We start from the raw sequence: 23,726 nt of genomic DNA on the forward strand, positions 1-23,726 counted from the left end.
CAGCGGGTTCTTTGTGTGCAAAAATAGGTGATGACCATTCGACCAGACTTCGCGGCCCTGTTTGCGGCATCGCCCTATCCCTACCTGCTGATCGATACGAGCCTCATCCTCATCGGCGCCAACCCGGCCTATCTGCGCGCGACCGGCAGGATCGCCGATGACCTCATCGGCAAGCACATCTTCGAGGCTTTCCCGGCCAATCCGCTCGATCCGGATTCGACCAACCTCGACGAAGTGCGGATCTCGATCGAGCTGGCGATCTCGACCCGCCAGCCGCATACCAGCGCACTGCTGCGCTACGCGATTCCCTCCGACACGGCGGACGGCCCGGGTTTCGAGGACCGCTACTGGAGCGTGGTGCACAGCCCCGTATTCGACGAGGCCGGGAATGTCATCTATGTATCCCAGAATGCGATCGACGTCACCGACCTGTACCGCTTCGACGTCGCGACCAGGAAGTACTACCTGAAGCAGGACGCGAATGCGGTGCCGGACATGCCGCAGATGAACCGGCCGCAGATGCACGAGGCGATGACGCGCATCCTCAACGCCGAGCGCAGCCAGCTCCAGATCCTGTTCGACCAGGCGCCGGGCTTCATCGCGGTCATGAGCGGCAAGGACCACACCTTCGACACGGTCAACGAAGCCTTCTACCGCCTGGCCGGCCACCGCGACATACTCGGCAAGCCGGCGCTCGAAGCACTGCCCGAACTCGCAGGGCAGGGCTTCAGGGAACTGATGGACGAGGTGTGCCGCAGCGGCAAGCCGGTGGTCCTGCGCGAGCACCGGCTTGCCTTGCAGCGCGAGCCCGGCGCCGCGCTGGAAGAACGCTATGTGGATCTGCTGTTCCAGCCGATCGTCGGCCAGGACCAGCGGGTGAGCGGCATCTTCGCCCAGGGGAACGACGTCACCGGCGCCTATCGCGCCAACCATGCCCTGTCGGAAAAGGTGCAGCAGCTCGAGGAAGTGCGTGCCAGCCAGGCCTTCCAGCTTGCGCTGGCCGACCGCATCCGCCAGCTGAGCAATCCGGACGACGTCACCGCGGCCGCCTGCGAACTGCTGGGCCGCAAGCTCGGCGTCTCGCGCGTGCTGTACGCGGAAGTGGACGACGAGCGCGGCACGCTGTTCATCCGGCGCGACTGGACCGTGGAAGGTGTTGCCAGCCTGGCAGGGCAGACCAAGACCATGGACGACTTCGGCCCGAACATGATCGATGAGCTGCGCGCCGGCCGCACCGTCATCAATGCCGACGTCGAGCAGGACCCGCGGACCGCGGGCTACCTCGACGCCTACCGCAAGATCGGCGTGCGCGCCGACCTGCTGCTGCCGCTCGTCAAAGCCGGCAAGCTGCGCGTCGTCCTGACCATCCATAGCGCCGCGCCGCGCGACTGGCAGGAAGAGGAATGCAGGCTGGCGCGGGAAACGGCCGAGCGCACCTGGTCGGCCGTGGAAGCGGCGCAGGCGCTGTTTGCACTGCGCACGGAGCGCGACCAGAGCCAGTACATCTTCGACAGCATGGCCGAAGGCTTCGCGGTGCTCGACCGCGACTGGACCATCCTGCGCATGAATGCGGAAGGCTTGCGCCTGACGCAGACCACGCCCGAGCAGGTCATCGGGCGCAGCCACTGGGATGTGTTCCCCTACCTGAAGGAAAGCGAGTCGGAAGCGGTCTACCGCCGGGTCATGGAGACCGGCAAGACCGAAATCATCGAAAACCTGCACTTGATGCCCGACGGGTCGAAGATGTGGAGCGAGGTGCGCACCCACCGCTCGCTCGACGGCGGCATCGCCTTCTTCTTCCGCGACATCACCGAACGCAGGGCGACGCAGGAAACGCTCAAGACGGCGGACCGCCGCAAGGACGAATTCCTGGCCATGCTCGCGCACGAGCTGCGCAACCCGCTGGCCCCGATCGGCGCAGCCGCCCAGCTGCTGCAGATGGCCAGGCTCGACGACGATCGGGTGCGCCACACGAGCCAGATCATCGGCCGCCAGGTCGACCACATGTCGCACCTGATCAACGACCTGCTCGACGTCTCGCGCGTCACGCGCGGCCTGGTCACGCTCGACAATGCGCCGCAGGACATCCGCCACATCGTGGCCGAGGCGGTGGAGCAGGCCACGCCGCTGATCCAGGCGCGGCGCCACAACCTGGCCCTGCACCTGCCGCCGGAAACCACCATGGTCATGGGCGACAAGAAGCGCCTGGTGCAGGTGTTCGCCAACATCCTGGCCAACGCCGCCAAGTACACCAACGCGGGCGGGCACATCGTACTGACAACGGACGTGCGCGAAGCGAACGTGCTCGTCGACGTGACCGACGATGGCATCGGCATGGCGCCCGACCTGGCGGTCCATGCATTCGAGCTGTTCTCGCAGGCCCAGCGCAGCTCGGACCGTTCGGCCGGTGGACTGGGACTGGGGCTGGCGCTGGTGAAAAGCCTGATCGAACTGCACCAGGGCACGGTGGCCTGCCACAGCGAAGGGCCCGGACTGGGCAGCACCTTCAGCGTCTGCCTGCCGCGCCTGTCCATGCCGCAGCGCCAGGACGAGGCGCCCTTCGAAGAGCGCGCCCTGCCGCCGGCCACACGCTCCCTGCGCATCCTGATCGTGGACGACAACGTCGATGCGGCGACGATGCTGGGGATGCTGCTCGAAGCATCGGGCCACCAGGTATGGACCGAGCATGGCGCGCGCGACGGCCTGTTGCGCGCCCAGGCGGAACTGCCCGACGTCTGCCTGCTCGACATCGGCCTGCCCGACATGGACGGCAACGAACTGGCCCAATGCCTGCGCGCCCAGCCCGACACCGCGCGCGCCGTGCTCATTGCGGTGACCGGCTACGGGCAGGAAGCCGACCGCCAGCGCACGAAGGAGGCGGGGTTCGACTATCACCTGGTCAAGCCGCTGGATCCTAAGGCCTTGTTCGGGATACTCGCCACGGTGTGATTGCGTGGTGGTGCGGGCATACCTGTAATCATTCGACGAAAGCATCCACCGGCGTGTGCAGCAGGCCGTAGGGTGGGCGGCTCCACCCGGGCGCCTGATCTTCGATAACGCCGGCGCCGCCCACGCGTTCAACAGCCCCGGGCTCAGTCGCGCAGCCGCTGCACGCGAACTCCGAACAAATCGAAGCGGTTCGACACCCCGCCCGTCCCACCCGCGCCGCTGAAGCTGGCATTGCTCTCCAGGTAGCTCATGTTATAAAAATCGCCGAGCCGCACGCGGTAGTCGCCCGGCTGCAGGCGCGCCGTGAGCGGTGTCGACAGCGCCGCCGGCGACGCGCCGCGTGCCGGCAGCGTGTGCGGCAGCTGGACCACCCCTTGCGCCACCATGCGTCCGCTGCCATCCTCGACCGTCAACCATTTCACGCCATTGCTGATACCCAGGTTGATCTGGTTCGCTTCGTTCCGGTAGCGGAGCTGCAGCGCATAGGTGCCGGCGGCATCGATGTGCAGGCCGCGCAGCTCGAAACGGTCGGCCGGGGCGCCCCAGCCGGCCAAATAGGGCGCTGTGCTGGTGGCTACCTTCAGGTTCGACGCCACGCGCGGGTCGGCAACGCCGATCTCGGCGACCGGGCCGATGCAGTGCGGCGCACTGTGGTGGCTGCGGTTGCCCGATGGCCGGTGCTCGGCCTCGACCGCGTAGCAGGCGCCGGAATGCGCCTCGCGATCGCGCCATGCACCGGGCGCGAGGTTGGCGGCGACCCGCTTGCCGTCGCGGTAGACGTGGTACACCGTCTTGGTGCCATTGCCGCCGGCCGCAAAGCGCAGGCGCGCATGTCCCGCCGCGTCGCGCCCGACGCTCTGGATGACGGGTTCGCGCGGGCCGAAGACGGCGGGCGATTCGGCGTAGGGGTTGGCGTTCACCCGCTTGACCGCGCTCTCGCCCTGCACGGGCGCGCCGAGCGCGATCTCGATGGTGTCGCCGTCGCGCAGCCGGTCCCAGGGGATCGTGGCCTGGGCGGGCGCGCCGTTGAGCAGCACCCGCTCGACGCGGTGCACACCCTGGCCCGTGCTGGCGGGCGGCAGCAGCAGGCGCACCGATACGCGCGCGCCGCGCAGGCGCAGGTCGTGCAGCGTGGCCTGGTTTGACCCCGCGAAGGTCTCGCGGCGCAGCGTGGCCGTCACGAAGGGGCGCAATTGCAGTCCTTCTTCGCTGGCCGTGACGCCGAACACGTGCTCGATCACCATCCCGAGATAGGCGCCGACCGACCACAGCTGGCGCCGCGAATTGATGACGGGGCCGGTCAGGGACGGGTTTTTCTCATCGAGCAGCAGCGGCTGGCCCGAGAGCCACTCGAGGTTTTCCATGTTCGACATGTTCAGCGCCGCGCCGCGCATCAGGGAGGCGTAGGCGGCGTCGGCCACGGCCGCATTGCCGGCCAGGGCCGCGGCCCGCAAACCGTAGCCGGTCACAAACGGCCAGATCGCGCGGTTGTGGTACACCGGCATGCCGGGCTGCTGCGGCCAGATCACCGGCGGGCCCATCGGCCCATGCGGGTAGCGCGCGAGGATGCTGCGCGCCTGCTCGTTGCTGGCGATGCCGGTGACGATCGCCAGCGACTGGCCCAGCCAGTCGAATTTGTGCAGCGGCGCATTGTCGAAGTGGGCGCCGGTCAGGCTGCTGTACATGCCGGCCTCGGGCAGCCACAGGCGCGCATTGATGGCCTGTTTCAGGTCCTGCGCCCAGCCAGCGTAACGCGCGGCGCGCGCGCTATCGCCGGCCTCGGTCGCCAGGCGCGCCGTGAGCGTCAGCGCCTGGTAGTGGGCGGCATTGGTCGAGACCGATTTGGCGCTGGACATCGAGGCCAGGTCGCCGGTGATCCAGGCGGCATAGCTCTGGTCGCGCCAGTCGAGGAAGGATTGTTCGCCCGTGTACAGGCCGTCCTGCGTGTCGAAGGCGGCGATGCGGTCGTTCTCGATCGTGTTCGACAAGGCAGTCAGCGCACGCGCGGCAAAGGCGGCGCGTGCCGCGGGCGCCAGGCCGTGCAGCGTTTTCTCGGCCGCGAAGGCCCAGGCGACGCGGTCGGTGCTGACCGGCCAGCTGCCGCCGCTGCCGGTGTCCTGCACGACCTGCTCACCGTTACCAGTGCCGGCGACCGCTGCGGCTTTCTGCACGCCGTCCCGGAAGGGTGCGAGCTTGAATTCGAGCGAGTTGCGCACCCGCTCCGGGTCGAGCAGGGCCAGTCCCAGGTCGGCCGCATACGACAGGTCGCGCGTCCAGACGTAATGCCACTTCTCGCCGGTCTCGAAGCATGCGCAGGGAATCGCCGCCCCGGCCTTGTAATTGCCGTCGCGGATGTCGCTGACCGCATCCTGGCGCATTTCGCTGGCAGCCAGCGCGAACAGGGCATCGAAGGCGAGGTTCCCGCTGCGCACAAAGGGAAGGCCGGCGCTCTCGGCGTAGGTCGCATGCTGCGGCACCGGGTCGCGCAGCTGCATGGTCGTCGAATGGGTGTAGCTGCGCAGCTGGGCTTCAGGGTCCGCCAGTGAAAAGCGCGCGCTTTCCTGTTTGCCGTCCCAGGTCGGATAGGTGATTGTGGCGACGCGATCCCGGCCCGCATGCGGGTCAGGCGCCGGGCCGCTTTGCCGCTCGGCCAGGCGGGTCACGCGCAGGCTTGGCGCGGCCGGTTTTCTGGCGTCGAGCGTGAAGCGGTAGGTGCCGGGGCTGCGCACGAACAGCGTGGCCTCGGGGCCGGCGCGCGTGGCCAGGCGCAGCGCTTGGCCCGGCTTGATGGCGACGCTGGCGTGCAGGTTGGGGACCCATTCGCGGCTCCAGTCCTGCGTGCCGAGCTTGAAGCCGTGGTTGCCGGGGCTGACCAGGATGTCGGCCTGATAGACGCCCTTGCCCTGGTGCTGCAGGGCGTTGTCGAGGCCCCAGCCGTTGAAGCCGCCGCGAATGAAGAAGGCTTCGCGCAGTGGGCCGGGATCGGCCGCGTGGGCGCCGGCGGTGAACAGAAGGGCGGGCAGCAGCAGCCGGCGTGGCGAGAACATGGGAGCCTTGTTATTAACGGTATTCGTTGCGTTCGATGATGCCGCGCAGCGCGTCCTGCGAGCGCAGCACGGGGAAGTCCTCGCTGCGGTAAGGTTTCGGCGTGGCGAAGCGCAGCGTGCCGATGGTGCCGGCATACGAGCGGCGCGCCTGTGTCACGGCCAGCCTGCGCCCGTCGAGCGCGGCGCGGCGCGTGCCGAGGGCGAGTGTTACCGTCTTGTTCGGCGCCAGCGTGAAGGCCGTCTGCGAGCGGCTTTTATCGGCATTCAGCCAGGCCATGCGCAGGGTGCGCGGCTGTTGTCCGCGCAGGGTAAAGGTCCAGCGTTCGCCGCCTTTGGTGCGCGCGAAGTCGACCGCGACCTCTTCTCCGGCGCCGAAGGGGAGAATCGCGCCGAAGCGCGACCACTGCGCGGGAATGGCGGGCTCGAAGGCCAGCATATCGCCCGGCAGGTCGGGCTTGAAACCCACGTAATCCTGGTAGCCGTTGCGCGCATATTCGGCCACGCTCCAGGACTGGGCGAAGGTACCCGATGGCTGCAGGCGGCCGTTCTCGTGCGGCAGGGCGTCGAGGTTCTCGCTCATGTTGCCGAGCGTGCCGAGTCCCAGGATTTGTTTTCCGAGATTCTGCGTCAGTGCCCAGCTCAGGTCCTGGTAGCCGAAGCGGTTCAGTGCCGTGACCGTAAAGCCCGCGTTCCAGCCCCAGATGGTGCCGTTATGGTAGGCCGCATCCTTGTGGTGCAAGCCCGGGTTCTCGTGGCGCGGGTGGAAATACGGGTCATCCTGGCTCAGCGAGGCGATGCCGTAGGGGTAGAGCAGCGCGGAGACGGCATTTTTCGTCACGTGCGCCTGTACCGCGGGCGGCACGAAATCGTCGAAAGGAATGGTCGCCACCATCAGCTGGTTAGGGCGCACTTTCAGGTCGCGGCTCCCGTCCTCCCGAAGACGGTCGGCCATCGTCCCGCCATCCCAGAACAGGCGCAGGAAGCTGGCCCGCGCCTTGGCCGCCAGCGCGCGCCATGCGCGTGCGCGTTCGTGGTCACCGGCCTGGGTGGCGAGCCAAGCGCCGGTATCGAGGGCCGTGTACCAGAGCGCCTGGATATCGTTGGCGCGCGGACCGCGGTCCGACCAGGGCTGGTGAGTGGCATTCTCGACGCGTGCATCCATCCAGGTGTCGGAGGCGGCGTGGCGCAACAGGCCGTCGGCGTCGACATAGTTCGCGATCGCGCCCTCGAAATAGGGCACCGCCAGCTTGTACATCTCGGCGGCGAAGGCCTTGTCGCCCGTGTAGCGGATGTATTCATAGGCCTCGCGCAGCATCCAGGGCGTGCCGTCGACCGTGTTGTAGATGATTTCGTCGGGCGAGACGCGGTTCGGAATGCGCCCGTAATCCTTGTCGCGCGGCGTGCGCAGGTTCTGGAAACGCGCGAAGTTCGCGAGTACGGCGCGCGCTTCGGCGAACTGGCCCGACACCAGCAGCGTGCCGGGCAGGGCGATGAAGGTGTCGCGGCCCCAGTTCTCGCGGAACCAGGGCAGGCCGGCCCAGATGCCGGCGCCGTATTCGTCGACCACGAACAGGTTCGATGCCGCCTTGGCCCAGTTCAGCGCCTTGTTGTAGTCACTGTCGCTGGTGGCGAGATAGCTGCGCGTCAGCGCCGCGTGGCTGGCGCGGCGTTCGTCGCCGATCGGGTCGCCCTTGGCCAGTGTCCGTGCGCGCCCGGCCGCTTCGGCCGCCGTCGCACCAAAGGCCGCCACCACGGTGAACGATGTCCCGGGTGCGCTCGCGCGCAGCAGCAGGCCGTCTTCCAGCGTAAACGCGCGGTCGGCGGCGAGCGCCATGAACTGGGCCGCCCCTTTACCTGGCGCGACGATGACGACGCCATCAAGGAAGCTCAGTGCACCCGCCGTTTTCAGCTGCGGTTGCAAACCCAGCCTGGATGCCTGCGCACTGGTGACGCGCAGCGCGAGCGCATGCTTCTTCGAGAGCAGCGCCAGTTCCTCGGCGCTGCCGTTGGCGTAGGCCACGCGGTGGCCGAAGGGCAGCACCTGTTCGCGCCCGCCTGCACGCTCGTTGCGCGCGCCATCGACGCTGCTGGCGTAGTTGTGAAAGACGGTCCCGCTTTTCAGGACATAGCCGGCGCCCAGGTCGTGGCTATGGGTGAAGCCTTCGAAGTAGCCGGCCAGGTTGTCGCCGGCGACGAAGCGCGCCTGCTGGCCTGGTGCGGCCTCGATTGCCATCGCCGTGAAAAAGGCGTCGACGCCGGGTTTGTCGACGGCGGCGGCCGGGGCGAGGGCAACGGCAAGGGAGATGGCCAGAAGAGAATGCCGCATCACGCCCCCGGCAGTTCGATGAGCAGCGTCGCCTTCGGCGCCAGGCGCAGCTCGCGCGTCAGGTCGACCGTCTTGCCGCTGAGGACATCGAGGCCGGACGCCGTCCCTTTGAGCATTTCCTGGAAGCGGGCGGTAGGCAAACGCATCTCCTTGTCGTTGTTGTTCATCGCAACCATGATGCGCTTGCTGTCGTCATAGCGGAAGTAGACCCAGGTATTGTTCTCGGGGCCGAAGTGCATCAGGCGCCCGCTGTGGATGACGGGCTCGCCCTTGCGCCAGGTGGCGAGCTTGCGTACCAGGTCTTGCGCCGCGCGCTGTTGCGCATTCAGGCCGATGCCCTTGAACGCATCGGCCTTGTCGCCGGTCCAGCCGCCGGGGAAATCGCGCCGGTAGCTCGCATCGTCGCGGCCTTTGGTGGTGCTGGTCATCAGGATCTCGTCGCCGGTATAGAACTGCGGGATGCGCGGCATCGTCATCAGGAACACCAGGTTCATGCGGTAGCGGTCGAGATCTTCGCCGGCCACGCTGTACATGCGGGCCATGTCGTGGTTGCCGCCGAAGAGGACCAGCTTCTCCGGCTCCGGATACAGGTAGTCGAGCGAGAGCGTCTGGTAGACCTCGTTGAAGCCTTTGCTTGGGGTGGACAGGGCGGTGCGCATCGCGTCGACCAGCGGAAAGTCCATCAGGCTCGGCAGCGAGGAGGTATAGCCGTCGAAGTTGGCCTTGCCCCGCTGCCAGCGCGCCACCACCGGGACCAGCGTGCTCCATTCCTCGCCCACCAGGTTCAGGTTCGGGTATTCATCCATCAGGCGTTTGGTGTACTGCGTGAGGAAGGCGCCGTCGGAATAGCTGTAGGTATCGATGCGCAGGCCGGACAGAGCGGCATATTCGATCCACCAGATGTTGTTCTGGATGAGGTAGTTCGCCACCAGCGGATTGGTCTGGTTCAGGTCGGGCATGCTCTCGACGAACCAGCCGGCCGTGAAATTGCGGCTGTCGGCTTGCGAGGCGTACTTGTCCTGCACCGCCACCCGGTGATGTGCTGTCGGCACGAAGGTCCCGCCGAAGTTGAGCCAGTCCGGCGCCGGCAGGTCCTTCATCCACCAGTGCTTGCTGCCGATGTGCGAGAGCACCACGTCCTGGATCAGGCCGATGCCGCGCTTCTTCGCCTCCTTCGACAGGCGCACGAAGTCCTCGTTGCTGCCGTAGCGCGGATCGATGCGGTAGTGGTTGGTCGCCGCGTAGCCGTGATACGAATACGAGGGCATGTCGTTCTCGACCAGCGGCGTCGGCCAGAGCTGGGTGAAGCCCAGGTCGGCGATGTAGTCGAGGCGATCGATCGCGCCCTGGATGTCGCCGCCATGGCGTCCGCCGGGATGCTTGCGGTCGGCCCGTTCCAGCATGCCGGGAACGGTGTCGTTCGACGGGTCGCCGTTGGCGAAGCGGTCCGGCATGATCTGGTAGATGGCGTCCCGGTTGCCGAAGCCCTGGCGCTGCGCCGAACCTTGTTCGCGCGCGCGCAGCTGATACGCATGGCGCAGCGTGCCGCCTTCGCCTTCGCCCTCGAACGCGATCTCGACGCTGCCCGGCCTGGCGCTGGCGGCGATCTCGAGATCGATGAACAGGTAGTTGTCGCTGGCCACGCGCGTACTCGAAACGATGCGCACGCCCGGGTAATCGACCTTCGGCTGCATGCGGCCAATTTTCGGGCCGTGCACCATCAGCTGCACGCCCTTGTGCTGCATGCCGGTCCACCAGAAGGGAGGCTCTACATGTTCGATGCCTGGCGCGGCCAAGGCAGGGGAGAGAACGGCGGCGGCAAGGAAAAGTGTTGCAAAAGAGCGTCGCATGGCGGGACCCGGCTAAAAAGAGGATGAGAAAGTAGCGAAAATGACAAAAACTAGTAGTCTTGTTACATAGCGGGCAGTCAGTTGCTGGTAATCCGACTATTTTTCGCTCTACGGCGGCATGAGAATACTATACAAGCGCGGCAGGATCAATTCGTCATCTTTGCTAGTTTAGGTACATATTCTGCTGAGCACCGTGGCGCCAATCGCCGCCTGATCGTTCCCATGCTGCAATGCTCAAGATGACATGATTCGACGCCGAATTGTAATGACATCGATACCATTTGGAAATTTGCACCAAAATAGTGCATTTCTGCACTGACTTGGTGAAATGCAAGCAACATGTAGTACGACTACATGACGAACGCCGCGGGTTTGTAGCTGCAATACAACCAAAATATGCGTCACTCTATATAAGCGCCCCGATAACTCAGGAGTTTAGTAGTGCGAATGAACTCCCGTTGACAGTGCATCTAGTTTTAGTACAGAATTCTTGGTAGAACGTCTAAAGAGGCGTTAGTTTCTGGATCCCGTGCCGTGGCTGTGCAGCTGTCTTCGGGAAATTACATAGATTGATCTGAGGGGACACATGAATATCTTCGCAAACAAGCGCGCCGCTGGTACGGGCCTTGTATTTCAGCTGAGCCCGGTTGCGGCCGGCTGCGCCATCTTCGTGTCGGCAATGGCCGGCAACGCTTACGCCCAAACCGCGGTGACCGAACCGGCTGCCGACGCGCCGATCCAGACCGTCCAGGTCACCGGCATCCGCCGCGCGATCGAGACCTCGATCGCCACCAAGCGCGAAGCCACCGGCATCGTCGAAGCCATCTCTTCCGAAGACATCGGCAAGCTGCCTGACGTCTCGATCGCCGAATCGCTGGCACGCCTGCCAGGCCTGTCGGCGCAGCGCGTCAACGGCCAGGCGCAGCAGATCAGCATCCGCGGCACCTCGGGCGACCTGTCGACCGCGCTGCTCAACGGCCGCGAGCAGGTCAGCACCAGCTCGGACCGTACCGTCGAATACGACCAGTACCCATCGGAACTGATCAGCGCCGCCACCGTCTACAAGACGTCGGATGCCGGCCTGGTCGGCCAGGGCCTGTCCGGCACGGTCGATCTGCAAACCATCAAGCCGCTGTCGCTGCGCGAGCGCGCCATCAGCGTCAACGTGCGCGGCGAAAAGAACTCGGCCGGCTCGATCAGCGCCGGCTCGCCTGACACCGGCAGCCGCATCAGCGCATCCTACATCGACCAGTTCGCCAACCGCACCATCGGCGTGGCGATCGGCTACGCGCGCCAGGACAAGCCGAACGTCTCGGAACAGTTCGAGACCTGGGACTGGATCGACAACACCACGGCAGTGCCGGGTTCGACCGTCAAGGTCCCGAAGGGCATCAAGGCGATCGCTACCACCGGCGACCAGGTGCGCGATGGCCTGATGGGCGTGCTGGAATACCGTCCGAACAAGAATTTCAGCTCGACCGTGGATGTGTACCATTCGCGCTTCGACCAGACGGAAATTCGCCGCGGCATGGAAATGGAGCTGCAGCAGGACAAAGATAACGTGCGTTTCACCAACCCGACAGTCGTCAATGGCGTGATGGTCAGCGGCACTGCGAACAACGTCAATCCGGTCGTGCGCAACAACCGCATGCAACGCGACGACAAGCTCACCGCCTTCGGCTGGAACAACCGCTTCAGCAGCGGCGACTGGGTCGGCATCATCGACCTGAGCCACTCCAAGGCCAAGCACAAGGAAGAGCTGGTCGAGATCAACTCCACCCGTCCGACCCGCCAGACCCTCGGTTTCGACTATGCCAACGGCACCATTCCGGCCCTGAACCTGTCCGGCATTTACGACGACCGCTCGCAGCTCGCCCTCGGCGGCCAGTTCGGCGACGGCTATGTGAATGCTCCGAACCTGACCGACAAGCTGAACTCGGCCCGCGCCAGCGTGGAGTACAAGTTCGGCGATGGCATGTTCTCGAGCGTCGAAGTGGGCTTCAATGTCTCGAAGCGTTCGAAGGACAAGCAGCACCTGGAAACGGGCTTCTCGAAGCTCGGCGACGGCACCTTTGCTGCCAACGTCGTCAACGGCTCGCAAGACCTGTACGGCCTGCCAAATACCCTGAGCTGGAACATCGACAGCGTGCTGAGCCAGAACTTCGGCCCATTCACCCCGGCGATCCTGGTGCCATGGGGCGCGACCAAGAACTGGACCATCGACGAGAAGGTCAAGACCGGCTACGCCAAGCTCAACATCGACACCGAACTGATGGCCATGCCGCTGCGCGGTAACGTCGGCATCCAGGTCGTCAAGACCGACCAGAGCTCGACCGCCAACACGCTGCGCGCCTATCCGTTCTCGGATCTGGTGCCGCTGACCGACGGCAAGCAGTACACCGACTACCTGCCGAGCCTGAACCTGGCCTGGAGCCTGCCTGAGCAGCAATTCATCCGCTTCGGCGCCGGCAAGACCCTGGCGCGCGCCAAGCTCAATGAGCTCAACGCCGCACTCGAAGTCGGCCTGACTGCCCAGAACACCGGTGCACCATACGGCAAGGGCGGTAACGCCCAGCTCGACCCATGGCGCGCCAAGCAGGTCGACCTGTCGTACGAGAAGTACTTCGGCAACAAGGGCTATGTCTCGGCCGCCGGCTTCCACAAGAAGCTCGATTCCTACATCTACGAGCTGACCGGTCCGCGCGACTTCTCGGAATACCGCCTCGCCGGCGCCACCGCCGACATCGGCACCATGACCCAGCCGCGCAACGGCGAAGGCGGCAAGCTGCAGGGCCTGGAACTGGCCGCGTCCGCGCCGCTGGAAATGCTGCACCCGATGTTGAACGGCTTCGGCGTCACCGCCAACGCCTCGTTCACGAACAGCGAGATCACGGTCAAGGACCAGCGTTTCGGCAGCATGGCCATCCCGCTGCCGGGCCTGTCCAAGCGCGTGTTCAACCTGACCGCCTACTATGAGGCCGACGGCTTCTCGGCCCGCGTCAGCGAGCGTTATCGCAGCGACTACGTCGGCTCGATCGGCGGCGTCGGCGGCGCGACCGAACTGACCTTCGTGAAAGCGGACAAGGTTGTCGACCTGCAGCTGGGCTACGACTTCCCGCAAGTGAAGGGCCTGTCCGTGCTGTTCCAGGTGAATAACCTGACCGACAGCGTCTACGAGACCTACGCCGGTACGAAAGATCGTCCACGCGGCTACACGAAATATGGCCGCCAGATGCTGCTCGGCCTGAACTACAAGCTGTAATCGGTTTCGCCTTCGGGCGAACCCAGCCCTTGCAGGCTTTGTTGCCTGCAAGGGCTTTTTCTATTGCAAAACTGCTGGCGTATGGGCAATCGCCCCACGCCTACACGGGCGACGGTGTAAACTGTCGCTTTCGTTTTAACTTAAGAGCAACTCATCCATGTCTGACACCCCCATCCCATCGTTTTCCGACCTGAACATCCCTGCGCCTATTTTGAAGGCACTCAAGGACGTCGGCTACGAGACGCCGTCGCCGATCCAGGCCGCCACCATTCCCCTGCTGATGGAAGGCCGCGACGTGCTGGGACAGGCGCAGACGGGTACCGGCAAGACCGCGGCCTTCGCGCTGCCGGTCCTGGCGCGCATCGACACCAAGCAGTCCGCGCCCCAGGCGCTGGTGCTGGCGCCGACGCGTGAACTGGCGATCCAGGTCGCCGAAGCCTTCCAGAGCTACGCGGCCCACATGAAGAACTTCGCCGTGCTGCCGATCTACGGCGGCCAGAGCTACGGCCCGCAGCTGCAGGCCCTGCGCCGCGGCGTGCAAGTCATCGTCGGTACGCCAGGGCGCGTGATCGACCACATGCAAAAGGGCTCGCTCGACCTGTCCCAGCTGAAGACGCTGGTGCTGGACGAAGCCGACGAAATGCTGCGCATGGGCTTCATCGACGACGTCGAGCAGATCCTCAAGCAGATCCCGGCAGAGCGCCAGATCGCGCTGTTCTCGGCCACCATGCCGTCGGCGATCGCGCGCATCGCCAAGACCTACCTGCGTAACCCGGCCGAAGTGACGGTGGCAGCCAAGACCGGCACTGCCGACAACATCACCCAGCGCTACTGGCTGGTGTCGGGCATGCAGAAACTCGAAGCCCTGACCCGCATCCTGGAAGCCGAGCCGTTCGACGGCATGATCATCTTCGCCCGCACCAAGCTCGGTACCGAAGAGCTGGCGACCAAGCTGCAGGCACGCGGTTTTGCCGCCGTCGCGATCAACGGCGACATGGCCCAGCAGGCGCGCGAACGCACCATCGAGCAGCTCAAGAACGGCAAGATCGACATCCTGGTCGCCACCGACGTCGCCGCGCGCGGCCTGGACGTCGAGCGCATCAGCCACGTCATCAACTACGACGTGCCGTCGGATCCGGAAAGCTATACCCACCGCATCGGCCGTACCGGCCGCGCGGGCCGTAGCGGCGACGCCATCCTGTTCATCACGCCGCGCGAGCGCAGCCTGCTCAAAGCCATCGAACGCGCCACGCGCCAGACCGTGTCGCAACTGACGCTGCCGACCATCAAGGCCGTGAACGACGTGCGCATCGCCAAGTTCAAGGAACAGATTTCGGCGACCCTGGCCGCCGGCGGCCTGGAGCAGTTCCGCTCGCTGATCGAGGAATTCGAGCAGGAGCAGAACGTGCCGGCAGTCGACATCGCCGCCGCCCTGGCCAAGCTGGGCCGCGGCGACGTGCCGCTGCTGCTGGAAAAGCAGGACCGCGAACCGAAGGCATCGACCTGGGAAGAGCGTCCTGCGCGCACCGACTTCGTCGAGCGCCTGCCGCGTGCACCGCGTGACGATGGTCCTGCGCGTGCGCCGCGCGACGCCGGCTTCAGCAGCGGCTTCAAGAAGGAGCGCGTTGCGCGCGCCCCGGACGAAGGCATGGCGACCTTCCGCATCGAAGTGGGCCACGCCAACGGCGTCAAGCCGGGCAACATCGTCGGCGCGATCGCCAACGAAGCCAACATCGACGCCAAGCACATCGGCCGCATCGAGATCTACGACGATTTCTCGACGCTCGACCTGCCGGCCGATATGCCGCCGGACCTGATCGACCACCTCAAGACCGTGTGGGTGGCCGGCCAGCAGCTCAACATCACGCGCGACGGCGAAACGCCGCCGCCGAAGAAGCCGGCCGGCGCCAAGAAGGCGTTCGCAGGCGGTGACCGCCGCGTGGGCGAGAAGCCGGGGTTCAAGGCGGACAAGCCGCCGTTCAAAAAGGCGAAGCCGAAAGCTTGATGATTGTGGCTAGCGCCGCATAAAATAAAACGGGGAACCTGTCCGGTGGACTGGTTCCCCGTTTTTCGTAGGGTGGGCACCTGTGCCCACGCGGTTCATCGCTCGCATCTCGGGGCCGATATTTCGATACGCATCGGCCGCACCGCGTGGGCACGAGTGCCCACCCTACAAAGGCTTAAACATCCACAACAACGCCTCGCGCAGTTCTCCGCTCCAGAACTGCTCGTTGTGCTGCGCCCCCGGCACGATCTTGAGCACCGTCGCCTCCGCCGGATGTCCGCTCTTGCGCACGACGCCGGCCATGCGCTCGACGTCCGGCACCATCGAATCGCCTTCCTTTTCTCCCATCAGCAGGTAGACGCGCGCATCCTTGGGCAGCGGGTGCGCGGCCATGAAGTCGAAGGAAGGCGCGGCCGTCCAGTAGGCGGGCGAAAACACGCCGGCCTTGCTGAACACCTGCGGATACCGGGCGATCGCATAGTGCGAGGCCAGCCCGCCCATCGAACTGCCCATGATGGCGGTGTCGCCGCGGCCCGGGAGGGTGCGGTATTTCGCGTCGATATAGGGCTTCAGGGTCTTGACGATGAAGTCCGTGTATTGCCTGCCCTCGGCCTGCCCGAAGCGCGCGTTGTCCCAGGCGTTCAGTTCCGTGATGCGCTTGTCGGCGCCGTTGTCGATGCCGACCACGATCAGTTCGAGCTTGCCCTCGCGGCTCAGCGCGTCGAGCGTCTCGTCGACCTTCCACTCGCCGGAAAAGGCGGTGGCGTCGTCGAACAGGTTCTGGGCGTCGTGCATGTAGAGCACCGGATAACGTTTACCGGAGGTGGCGTAACCCGGCGGCAAATAGAGGCGCACCTGGCGCTTGCGGTTCAGGCCGGGCATCTCGATCAGGTCGGGCAGCAGGCTCACGCCGGGCAGGGCGGTGGATGGCTTGGCTGCCGGCGCGACGTCGGCGGCGATGGCGGGTGCGGCCAGCAGGGCGGCCAGGAGGGTGAGGGAAGTACGCATCATTTAAATTAAGTCTCTCTTGTATCAGTGCGAAGTTGCGAGCGCCGGCGCCGCGCTGGGCACGGCCTTGTTCTCGCGTACCAGCAGCCACAGCACGCTGGAGGCGGCCAGGCAGCCGCCGCAGATCAGGAACAGGACACTCTTGTCCGCCGCCCCCTTGAGCGCGAAGCCGACCACGGTCGTGGCCAGTTGCGGCAGCACCACCGAGAGGTTGAACAGGCCCATGAAATAGCCCATGCGGCTCTTGTCGACCTTCTCGCTCATGATCGCGAACGGCAGGCTAACCACCGCCGCCCAGCCGATGCCGACCACGCCCATCAGCACATAGAGCGTGCCTGGCGTGCGCGCGAACAGGGCGATGGCGAAATAGGCGAGCGCCATGATGCCGATGCAGGCCGCCTGCGTGCGTACGCGTCCAAAGCGCCTCACCAGGGGCGCGAGCACCAGCGCCGGCAGCAGGAAGCCGACCACGTTCATGACCGCGAACGAAATCGCGATCACATGGCCCGACTGCGCCGCCGCCTGCTCGACGCTTGAACCCGGCGTGACCACATGCTGCTGGATGAAGGAGATGATATAGACGAACATGGCCTGCACCCCGAACCAGGTGAACGCGTGCGCCGCCCAGAGGCGCCACAGCTGGCCCCAGTCGGTGGCCGTGGCAGCGACAGTGGCGTCAGCGGCGGGCGCCAGGTCGCGCGGCTCTTCAATCAAGAGCACCGGCAGGATCGAAAACACCAGCACCAGCACGACGCCAACCGAAATCAGCGTGTAGTTGTCGATGAAGGCGCCGATCAGGTAAGCCATCACGCCCCAGAAGCCGGAGATGGTCTGCATCCAGGTATAGCCGCGGGTGCGGGCGTCGCCGTCCGGGGTCACGTCGGCGATCAGGGAGCGCGTCGGGTTGAAGCCGATGTTGATCGACAGGTCGAGCGTGAGCGCGATGATCACCGCGACGACCAGCAGGTTGCCGATGCCGAGGACATCGGCCACGATCTCGATGCGCGGCAGCAGGAACACGGACAATGCGGCCAGCACGCCGCCGATCAAAATAAACGGCCGGCGCCGCCCGCCCCAGAACCAGGTTTTGTCGCTGATGAAGCCGATGATGACCTGGCCGAGGATGCCGGCCAGCGGCCCGGCGGCCCAGACGATGCCGATCTCGTGGATATCGAGGTGGTATTTGGTGCTCAGCAGCCAGCTGAGTGCCGAAATCTGGATGCACAGGGCGAAGCCCATGGCCGTAGCCGGCAGGCTGGTCAGGGCATAAAAGGAATTGCTCAGCCGGCGCTGCATGTCGAGCATCGTTGTCTCCGCGTTTGTTGTGTTATTTGACTACAAAGCGTGCGCTGAAACTGGCACGCGTGGCGATTCTACTACGCCTCATTCGAATTGACACTCGGAAAACGCCATGTTATTTTGCTACAAATCTTCCCGTAAAATTCGCCTTTAACAGCCCGTCCTCATGGCCTTCGGACGGGAACGCTCCCCAGCCACTTCCTCGACGCCCGCACATGCGCGCAAACTCGATGGCGGCACGTGGCGCGTTCGCCACACATACTAGAGCCCGATTTCAACCCGGGCCATTGGGGACACAGATGGACATGCATACCAAGGCGCTCAAACCTCGCCTGTCGTTCTGGCAGTTGTGGAACATGAGCTTCGGCTTCTTCGGCATCCAGTTCGGCTTCGCGCTGCAGAACGCGAACACCAGCCGCATCTTCTCGACGCTGGGCGCAAATCCCGACGACCTGGCGCTGTTCTGGCTCGCCGCGCCCGTCACGGGCCTGCTGGTGCAGCCGATCGTCGGCTACCTCTCCGACAATACCTGGCACCCGAAGTGGGGCCGCCGCCGTCCCTTCTTCTTCGTCGGCGCCTTCCTCGCCATGATCTCGCTGTTCCTGATGCCCAATTCATCTGCGCTGTGGATGGCGGTGGCCGTGCTGTGGATGATGGATGCGGCGATCAACGTCTCGATGGAGCCCTTCCGCGCCTTTGTCGGCGACAAGCTCGACGTCTCGCAGCAGACCGCCGGCTATGCGATGCAGACCTTCTTCATCGGCTGCGGCGCGGTCATCGCCTCGCTGCTGCCGACCATCTTCACCGCGCTGGGCGTGTCGAACGTGCCGGTCGACGGCAGCATTCCCGACACCGTGCGCTATTCGTTCTACGCAGGCGCGCTGGTGTTCATGTTCGCCGTCAGCTGGACCGTGTTTACCGCCGACGAACTGCCGCCGCCGGACATGGACGCCTTCAACAGCGAGCGCAAACACGCACGCAACCTGAAAGTCGCCTTCGCCGAGATCCTGGGCGGCTTCGGCAAGATGCCCAAGACGATGGTGCAGCTGGCCTTCGTCCAGTTCTTCACCTGGATCGCGCTGTTCGCGATGTGGATTTATACGGGCAGCGCGATTGCGGATTCGGTCTACGGCACCCGCGACGCCCAGTCGGCGGCGTACCAAGCAGCCGGCAATTTCGTCGGGGTCATGTTCGCGGTCTACAGCGGCGTGTCGGCCCTGGCCGCCTTCATCCTGCCGGTCTTTGCGCGGGCGACGAGCCGCAAGACGGTGCACGCTACGTGCCTGGCAATCGGCGGCATCAGCCTGGCCGGCATCGTCTTCATCGACAGTAAAGAGATGCTGATGCTGCCGATGGTCGGCGTCGGCATCGCCTGGGCCAGCATCCTGACCATGCCGTATGCGATCCTGGCGGGCGCGCTGCCGGCCAAGCGCATGGGTTATTTCATGGGCCTGTTTAACTTCTTCGTCGTGATTCCGCAGATCGTCAGCGGCCTGCTGCTCGGTTTCGTCACCCGCGAGTTCTTCAATGGCCACACGGTGCAGACCCTGGCCCTGGGCGGCGGCTGCATGCTGCTGGCCGCCATACTGACGCTGGCGGTGACGGACAAGGCCGCCAACTAAGGCTGCGCCATGCTTTTCGCTCCTGTCGTATCGTAAGGTTTTGTCAACAAACGACGCGCATTCAAACAGGAGCGAAGCATGACGATTCAGACCATGGCCACCCAACCATTCGCCGGCCAGCGTCCGGGTACCTCGGGCCTGCGCAAGAAGGTGACCGAGTTCCAGCAACCGGGCTACCTCGAGAATTTTGTCGAAGCGATTTTCCTGAGCCTGGGCGACTGCCCCGGGCGCACCCTGGTGGTGGGCGGCGATGGCCGCTATTTCAACCGCGAAGCCATCCAGACCATCCTGCACATGGCGGCCGCCCACGGCGTGGCGCGCATGCTGGTGGGGCAGGGCGGCATCCTCTCGACGCCGGCGGTGAGCTGCGTGATCCGCAAGCGCGGCGCCTTCGGCGGCATCGTGCTCTCGGCCAGTCACAATCCGGGCGGCCCGATTGGTGACTTCGGCATCAAGTACAACATCGAGAACGGCGGCCCGGCGCCTGAAAAAATCACCGAAGCGATCTATACGCAGACGCAGTCCCTGGCGTCCTTCCGCATCAGCGACGCCCCGCCGGTCAACCTCGACGCCCTCGGCCTCACCACCCTGGACGGCATGCAGGTCGAAGTCATCGACCCGGTCGCCGACTACGCCGAACTGATGGGACGCCTGTTCGATTTCGACGCGATCCGCGCGCTGTTCAAGCGCGGCTTTCGCATGAAATTCGACGGCATGTGCGCCGTCTCCGGGCCGTACGCAACGGCGATCATCGAAGGCGTGCTGGGGGCCCCAAGCGGCACCGTCATCAATGGCGAGCCGCTGGAAGACTTCGGCGGCCACCACCCTGACCCGAACCCGGTCAACGCGGCCGAACTCATCGAACTGATGAACGGCCCGGACGCGCCCGACTTCGGCGCGGCCTCGGACGGCGACGGCGACCGCAACATGATCGTCGGGCGCGGCCTGGCGGTCACGCCCTCCGACAGCCTGGCCATCATCGCCGCGAATGCGACCCTGGCGCCCGGCTACGCCGCCGGCATCAAGGGCATCGCCCGTTCCATGCCGACCTCGATGGCTGCGGACCGCGTGGCCGAAGCGCTCGGCATCGAATGCTTCGAGACGCCGACCGGCTGGAAGTATTTCGGCAACCTGATGGACGCCGGCATGGTCACCCTGTGCGGCGAGGAGAGCTATGGCACCGGCTCCGATCATGTGCGCGAAAAGGATGGCCTGTGGGCGGTGCTGTTCTGGCTGAACCTGCTGGCCGCCACCGGCAAATCGGTCGAACAGCTGGTCGACGAGCACTGGGCCCGCTTCGGGCGCAACTACTATTCGCGCCACGATTACGAAGCGGTCGACGCCGCGGCGGCCGAGGCCATGATGACCGCCTTGCGCGACAAACTCCCGAAACTGGCAGGCCAGACCCTGGGCGCGTACCGCGTCGCGCTGGCCGACGATTTCGTTTACACCGACCCGGTCGACCAGTCGGTCGCTTCGCGCCAGGGCGTGCGCATCATCATGACCGACGGCTCGCGCATCGTGTTCCGATTGTCGGGCACCGGCACCGAAGGCGCCACCATCCGCCTCTACCTCGAACGCTACGAGGCCGATCCTGCGCGTCACCATCTCGATACCCAGCAAGCCTTGTCAGGCCTGGTCGCCATTGCCGACGGCCTGTCCGAACTGCGCAAGCGCACCGGCCGCCAGCAGCCGAGTGTCGTCACCTGATTCACCTAACCGGAACCGCCGCATGAAACTACCCGTCCTTGCCGTCTCTCTCATGTTCGCCTTTGGCGCGGCCGCTGCTCCTGCCCCTTGGGCCGCGCCGACCAAACCCTTCGTCTGGGAGAACGCAACCGTCTATTTCCTGCTGACGGACCGTTTTAATAACGGCAATGCGGACAACGACCACGCCTATGGCCGCAAGGACGACGCGGCCAAGCTGCGCGGCTTCATGGGCGGCGACTTCGCCGGCATCACGGCCAAGATCAAGGAAGGGTATTTCAGGGAGCTCGGCGTGACCGCGCTCTGGATCACGCCGCCGGTCGAGCAGATCCACGCCGGCACCGACGAGGGCACCGGCAAGAGCTACGGCTTCCACGGCTACTGGGCGCGCGATTTCACGGCCATCGACGCCAACCTCGGCACCGAAGAAGAGCTGCGCACGCTGGTCGAGACGGCGCACGCGAACGGCCTGCGCGTGCTGTTCGACGTGGTGATGAACCACACGGGGCCCGTCACCGAGCTCGATGCGGTCTGGCCTGCCGACTGGGTGCGCACCGGCCCGCCGTGCACCTACAAGGACGCCCGCAGCACGATCGAGTGCACGCTGGTGAAGAACCTGCCGGACATCCGCACCGGCGTCGACAAGCCGGTGGCGCTGCCGCCCGCATTGGTGGCGAAGTGGAAGAAAGAGGGGCGCTACGAGCGCGAAGTGCAGGAGCTCGACGCCTTCTTCAAGCGCACCGGCTACCCGCGCGCGCCGCGTTACTATTTAGTGAAATGGCATGCCGACTGGGTGCGCAAATACGGCATCGACGGCTTCCGGGCCGACACCGTCAAGCACACCGAGCCGGGCGTGTGGAAGGAGCTGAAAAAAGTCGCGAGCGGCGCCTTTGAAGACTGGAAGAAGGCCAATCCAGGCAAGAAGCTGGGCGACACGCCCTTCTACATGACGGCCGAGGTCTACAACTACCGGATCGAACACGCCCGCGCCTTCGACCTGGGCGGCATGAAGGTCGACTATCCGGCCCAGGGCTTCGACAGCATGATCAACTTCGCGATGAAGACCGATGCGGTGGAGAGCTATGAACAGCTGTTCAGCGCGTATTCAAAAGCGCTGCAGGGCCCGATGAAGGGCTATTCGGTGCTGAACTACCTCAGTTCGCACGACGACGGCGAACCCTACGATCCGCTGCGCCAGCGTCCTTACGAGACGGCGAATAAACTGCTGCTCGCGCCCGGCGCCGCCCAGATCTATTACGGCGACGAGACCGCGCGCCTGCTGAAAATCGACGGCGCTGAAGGCGACGCCACGCTGCGCTCCTTCATGAACTGGGACGAACTGGCGGCGAACACCCAGCGCGGACTGAACCGCGTTCGCGACGTGCGCGAGCACTGGGCCAAGCTCGGCAAATTCCGCGAGGCCCATCCCGCGGTCGGCGCCGGCGTGCACCGCATGATCCAGCACTACCCGTACACCTTCAAGCGCACCTGGGAGAAGGGCGACGTCGTCGACCGCGTGGTCGTCGCGCTCGGCCTGCCGCTGGACAAACCGACCGCCGTGCCGGTCACCGGCGTCTTCATGGACGGCCAGACGGTGCGCGACTGGTATTCGGGGAAGACCGCGATCGTCAAAGGCGGCAAGGTGCAGTTCGATGCGCGTAACGCGGTGGTGTTGATCGGGCAGGAGTAGGGCATCAGGCAAACAGCTTGTCGCGCGCCATCGCGCTGATGGCCACGGTGGCCGGGTGGCTCATGCGGCGCTCGGTGGTGATCGCATAGACTTGTTCGGTAACCGCGTCGGCCTGTCCCAGCGCCACCACCTGGTATTGCGCGCAGACCTGGGACGCGATGGCCGCTGGTGCGAAGAACACGCCGGCGCCCGACTGGCCGAAGGTCTGCATCATGGCGCTGTCGTCAAATTCTCCCACCACGCGCGGATGCACCTTGATGCGTGCCAGCCAGCCGATCAGGCGCTGGTAGACCGCGAAATCTTCGCCCGGCAGCAGCATCGGCGCATTGTGCAGGCAGACCGGAAAGTCGTCGCCGAGCTGCGCGGCCAGCGCGGCCGTCGCGAACGCCATCATCGGGCTTTCCCCCAGCAAATGGTTGTAGGCACGAAGGCTGAAATGCGGCGGCAGCGGCCGGTCGGCAATCACCAGATCGAGGCGGTGGATGGCCAGCTCCGCCAGCAAACTGTCGAGCCGGCCTTCGCGGCAGATGAGCCGCAGCGGTTGCGCCAGCTTGAGGGCGGGTTCGACCAAACGGCAGGCAATCAGCTTGGACACCGAGTCGGCGCAACCGACGCGAAACGGCGTCGTCGTGGTGAAGGTCTCGTCGCGCACCAGTTCGAGCAAGGCGTCGCCCGTGGCGAAGATGTCGTCGGCATAATGCATGATCCGGCGGCCGGTCTCGGTCAATTCGAGCTTGCGTCCGACGCGGCGGAACAGTTCGACCCCGAGCGACTGGGCAAACTCGGACAACTGCCCCGAAATCGAGTGCGGCGTCAGATGCAGCTGCGATGCGGCCTTGGCAATGCTGCCGGTCTTCGCGACCACCCAGAAGTAACGCAGGTGCTTGTAGTTGAGCACAGAATCCCCCTTTTAAGCTTCCCGTAATACATCGAAAAAACCGATGTTACCCGACAATATATT

12 protein-coding genes are annotated in these 23,726 nt (G+C 65.2%); 6 read left to right on the forward strand and 6 right to left on the reverse strand.

What is annotated here, in order from left to right; all coding sequences use genetic code 11:
* The first annotated feature begins 30 nt into the window (after positions 1-30).
* Positions 31-2,949 (forward strand): hybrid sensor histidine kinase/response regulator, encoded by a 2,919-nt coding sequence (locus tag NMB41_RS04635; protein WP_494381310.1) that lies wholly within the window; start codon positions 31-33, stop codon positions 2,947-2,949.
* Positions 2,950-3,092: 143 nt separating this feature from the next.
* Here NMB41_RS04635 and NMB41_RS04640 read toward each other — a convergent pair whose 3' ends face one another.
* Genes NMB41_RS04640 through NMB41_RS04650 form a run of 3 tightly spaced genes read right to left on the reverse strand, consistent with a single transcriptional unit; the run spans position 3,093 to position 10,067 of the window.
* Positions 3,093-5,996 (reverse strand): MGH1-like glycoside hydrolase domain-containing protein, encoded by a 2,904-nt coding sequence (locus NMB41_RS04640; protein WP_494381311.1) that lies wholly within the window; start codon positions 5,994-5,996, stop codon positions 3,093-3,095.
* A gap of 13 nt (positions 5,997-6,009) precedes the next feature.
* Entirely contained in the window at positions 6,010-8,322 is a 2,313-nt protein-coding gene (locus NMB41_RS04645) for an amylo-alpha-1,6-glucosidase (protein WP_494381312.1), read from the reverse strand.
* Positions 8,322-10,067 (reverse strand): glycoside hydrolase family 13 protein, encoded by a 1,746-nt coding sequence (locus NMB41_RS04650; protein WP_494381313.1) that lies wholly within the window; start codon positions 10,065-10,067, stop codon positions 8,322-8,324. Before NMB41_RS04650 ends, NMB41_RS04645 begins: the two co-directional genes overlap by 1 nt.
* A 691-nt stretch (positions 10,068-10,758) precedes the next feature.
* Between NMB41_RS04650 and NMB41_RS04655 the strand changes: the two genes are divergently transcribed.
* Together NMB41_RS04655 and NMB41_RS04660 are read left to right on the forward strand one after the other, a co-directional pair.
* The gene (locus NMB41_RS04655; protein ID WP_494381314.1) at positions 10,759-13,434 is read left to right on the forward strand and encodes a TonB-dependent receptor; all 2,676 of its coding nucleotides are present in this window, start codon (positions 10,759-10,761) and stop codon (positions 13,432-13,434) included.
* Between the two features lie 157 nt (positions 13,435-13,591).
* Positions 13,592-15,439: a DEAD/DEAH box helicase gene (locus tag NMB41_RS04660; RefSeq protein ID WP_494381315.1), complete on the forward strand. Its 1,848-nt coding sequence runs from the start codon at positions 13,592-13,594 to the stop codon at positions 15,437-15,439.
* A gap of 165 nt (positions 15,440-15,604) precedes the next feature.
* Here NMB41_RS04660 and NMB41_RS04665 read toward each other — a convergent pair whose 3' ends face one another.
* Positions 15,605-16,450, reverse strand: coding sequence for an alpha/beta hydrolase (locus NMB41_RS04665; protein ID WP_494381316.1), 846 nt, complete (start codon positions 16,448-16,450; stop codon positions 15,605-15,607).
* A gap of 21 nt (positions 16,451-16,471) precedes the next feature.
* Positions 16,472-17,752, reverse strand: a complete 1,281-nt coding sequence (locus NMB41_RS04670) for an MFS transporter (RefSeq protein ID WP_494381317.1) — start codon at positions 17,750-17,752, stop codon at positions 16,472-16,474.
* A 293-nt stretch (positions 17,753-18,045) separates the two neighbouring features.
* On the opposite strand from NMB41_RS04670, the gene NMB41_RS04675 reads away from it, so the two are divergent.
* From NMB41_RS04675 to NMB41_RS04685, 3 genes are all read left to right on the forward strand, one after another.
* Positions 18,046-19,368: an MFS transporter gene (locus NMB41_RS04675; RefSeq protein WP_494381318.1), complete on the forward strand. Its 1,323-nt coding sequence runs from the start codon at positions 18,046-18,048 to the stop codon at positions 19,366-19,368.
* Positions 19,369-19,446: 78 nt separating this feature from the next.
* Positions 19,447-21,078, forward strand: coding sequence for an alpha-D-glucose phosphate-specific phosphoglucomutase (locus NMB41_RS04680; RefSeq protein WP_494381319.1), 1,632 nt, complete (start codon positions 19,447-19,449; stop codon positions 21,076-21,078).
* Positions 21,079-21,100: 22 nt separating this feature from the next.
* On the forward strand, positions 21,101-22,765 hold the full coding sequence (locus NMB41_RS04685; RefSeq protein WP_494381320.1) for an alpha-amylase family glycosyl hydrolase: 1,665 nt from the start codon (positions 21,101-21,103) through the stop codon (positions 22,763-22,765).
* A 4-nt stretch (positions 22,766-22,769) separates the two neighbouring features.
* On the opposite strand, the gene NMB41_RS04690 is transcribed toward NMB41_RS04685, so the two are convergent.
* Positions 22,770-23,663, reverse strand: coding sequence for a LysR family transcriptional regulator (locus NMB41_RS04690; protein ID WP_494381321.1), 894 nt, complete (start codon positions 23,661-23,663; stop codon positions 22,770-22,772).
* Positions 23,664-23,726 lie beyond the last annotated feature (63 nt).

It is taken from the genome of Massilia sp. FBCC-B171 (assembly GCF_059134155.1).

Bases quoted from the DNA above. Each gene is read 5' to 3' on its own strand.
- NMB41_RS04670 (WP_494381317.1), bottom strand. From the start codon at position 17,752: ATGCTCGACATGCAGCGCCGGCTGAGCAATTCCTTTTATGCCCTGACC.
- NMB41_RS04680 (WP_494381319.1), top strand. From the start codon at position 19,447: ATGACGATTCAGACCATGGCCACCCAACCATTCGCCGGCCAGCGTCCG.
- NMB41_RS04685 (WP_494381320.1), top strand. From the start codon at position 21,101: ATGAAACTACCCGTCCTTGCCGTCTCTCTCATGTTCGCCTTTGGCGCG.
- NMB41_RS04655 (WP_494381314.1), top strand. From the start codon at position 10,759: ATGAATATCTTCGCAAACAAGCGCGCCGCTGGTACGGGCCTTGTATTT.
- NMB41_RS04660 (WP_494381315.1), top strand. From the start codon at position 13,592: ATGTCTGACACCCCCATCCCATCGTTTTCCGACCTGAACATCCCTGCG.
- NMB41_RS04665 (WP_494381316.1), bottom strand. From the start codon at position 16,450: ATGATGCGTACTTCCCTCACCCTCCTGGCCGCCCTGCTGGCCGCACCC.
- NMB41_RS04650 (WP_494381313.1), bottom strand. From the start codon at position 10,067: ATGCAGCACAAGGGCGTGCAGCTGATGGTGCACGGCCCGAAAATTGGC.
- NMB41_RS04675 (WP_494381318.1), top strand. From the start codon at position 18,046: ATGGACATGCATACCAAGGCGCTCAAACCTCGCCTGTCGTTCTGGCAG.
- NMB41_RS04645 (WP_494381312.1), bottom strand. From the start codon at position 8,322: ATGCGGCATTCTCTTCTGGCCATCTCCCTTGCCGTTGCCCTCGCCCCG.
- NMB41_RS04635 (WP_494381310.1), top strand. From the start codon at position 31: ATGACCATTCGACCAGACTTCGCGGCCCTGTTTGCGGCATCGCCCTAT.
- NMB41_RS04640 (WP_494381311.1), bottom strand. From the start codon at position 5,996: ATGTTCTCGCCACGCCGGCTGCTGCTGCCCGCCCTTCTGTTCACCGCC.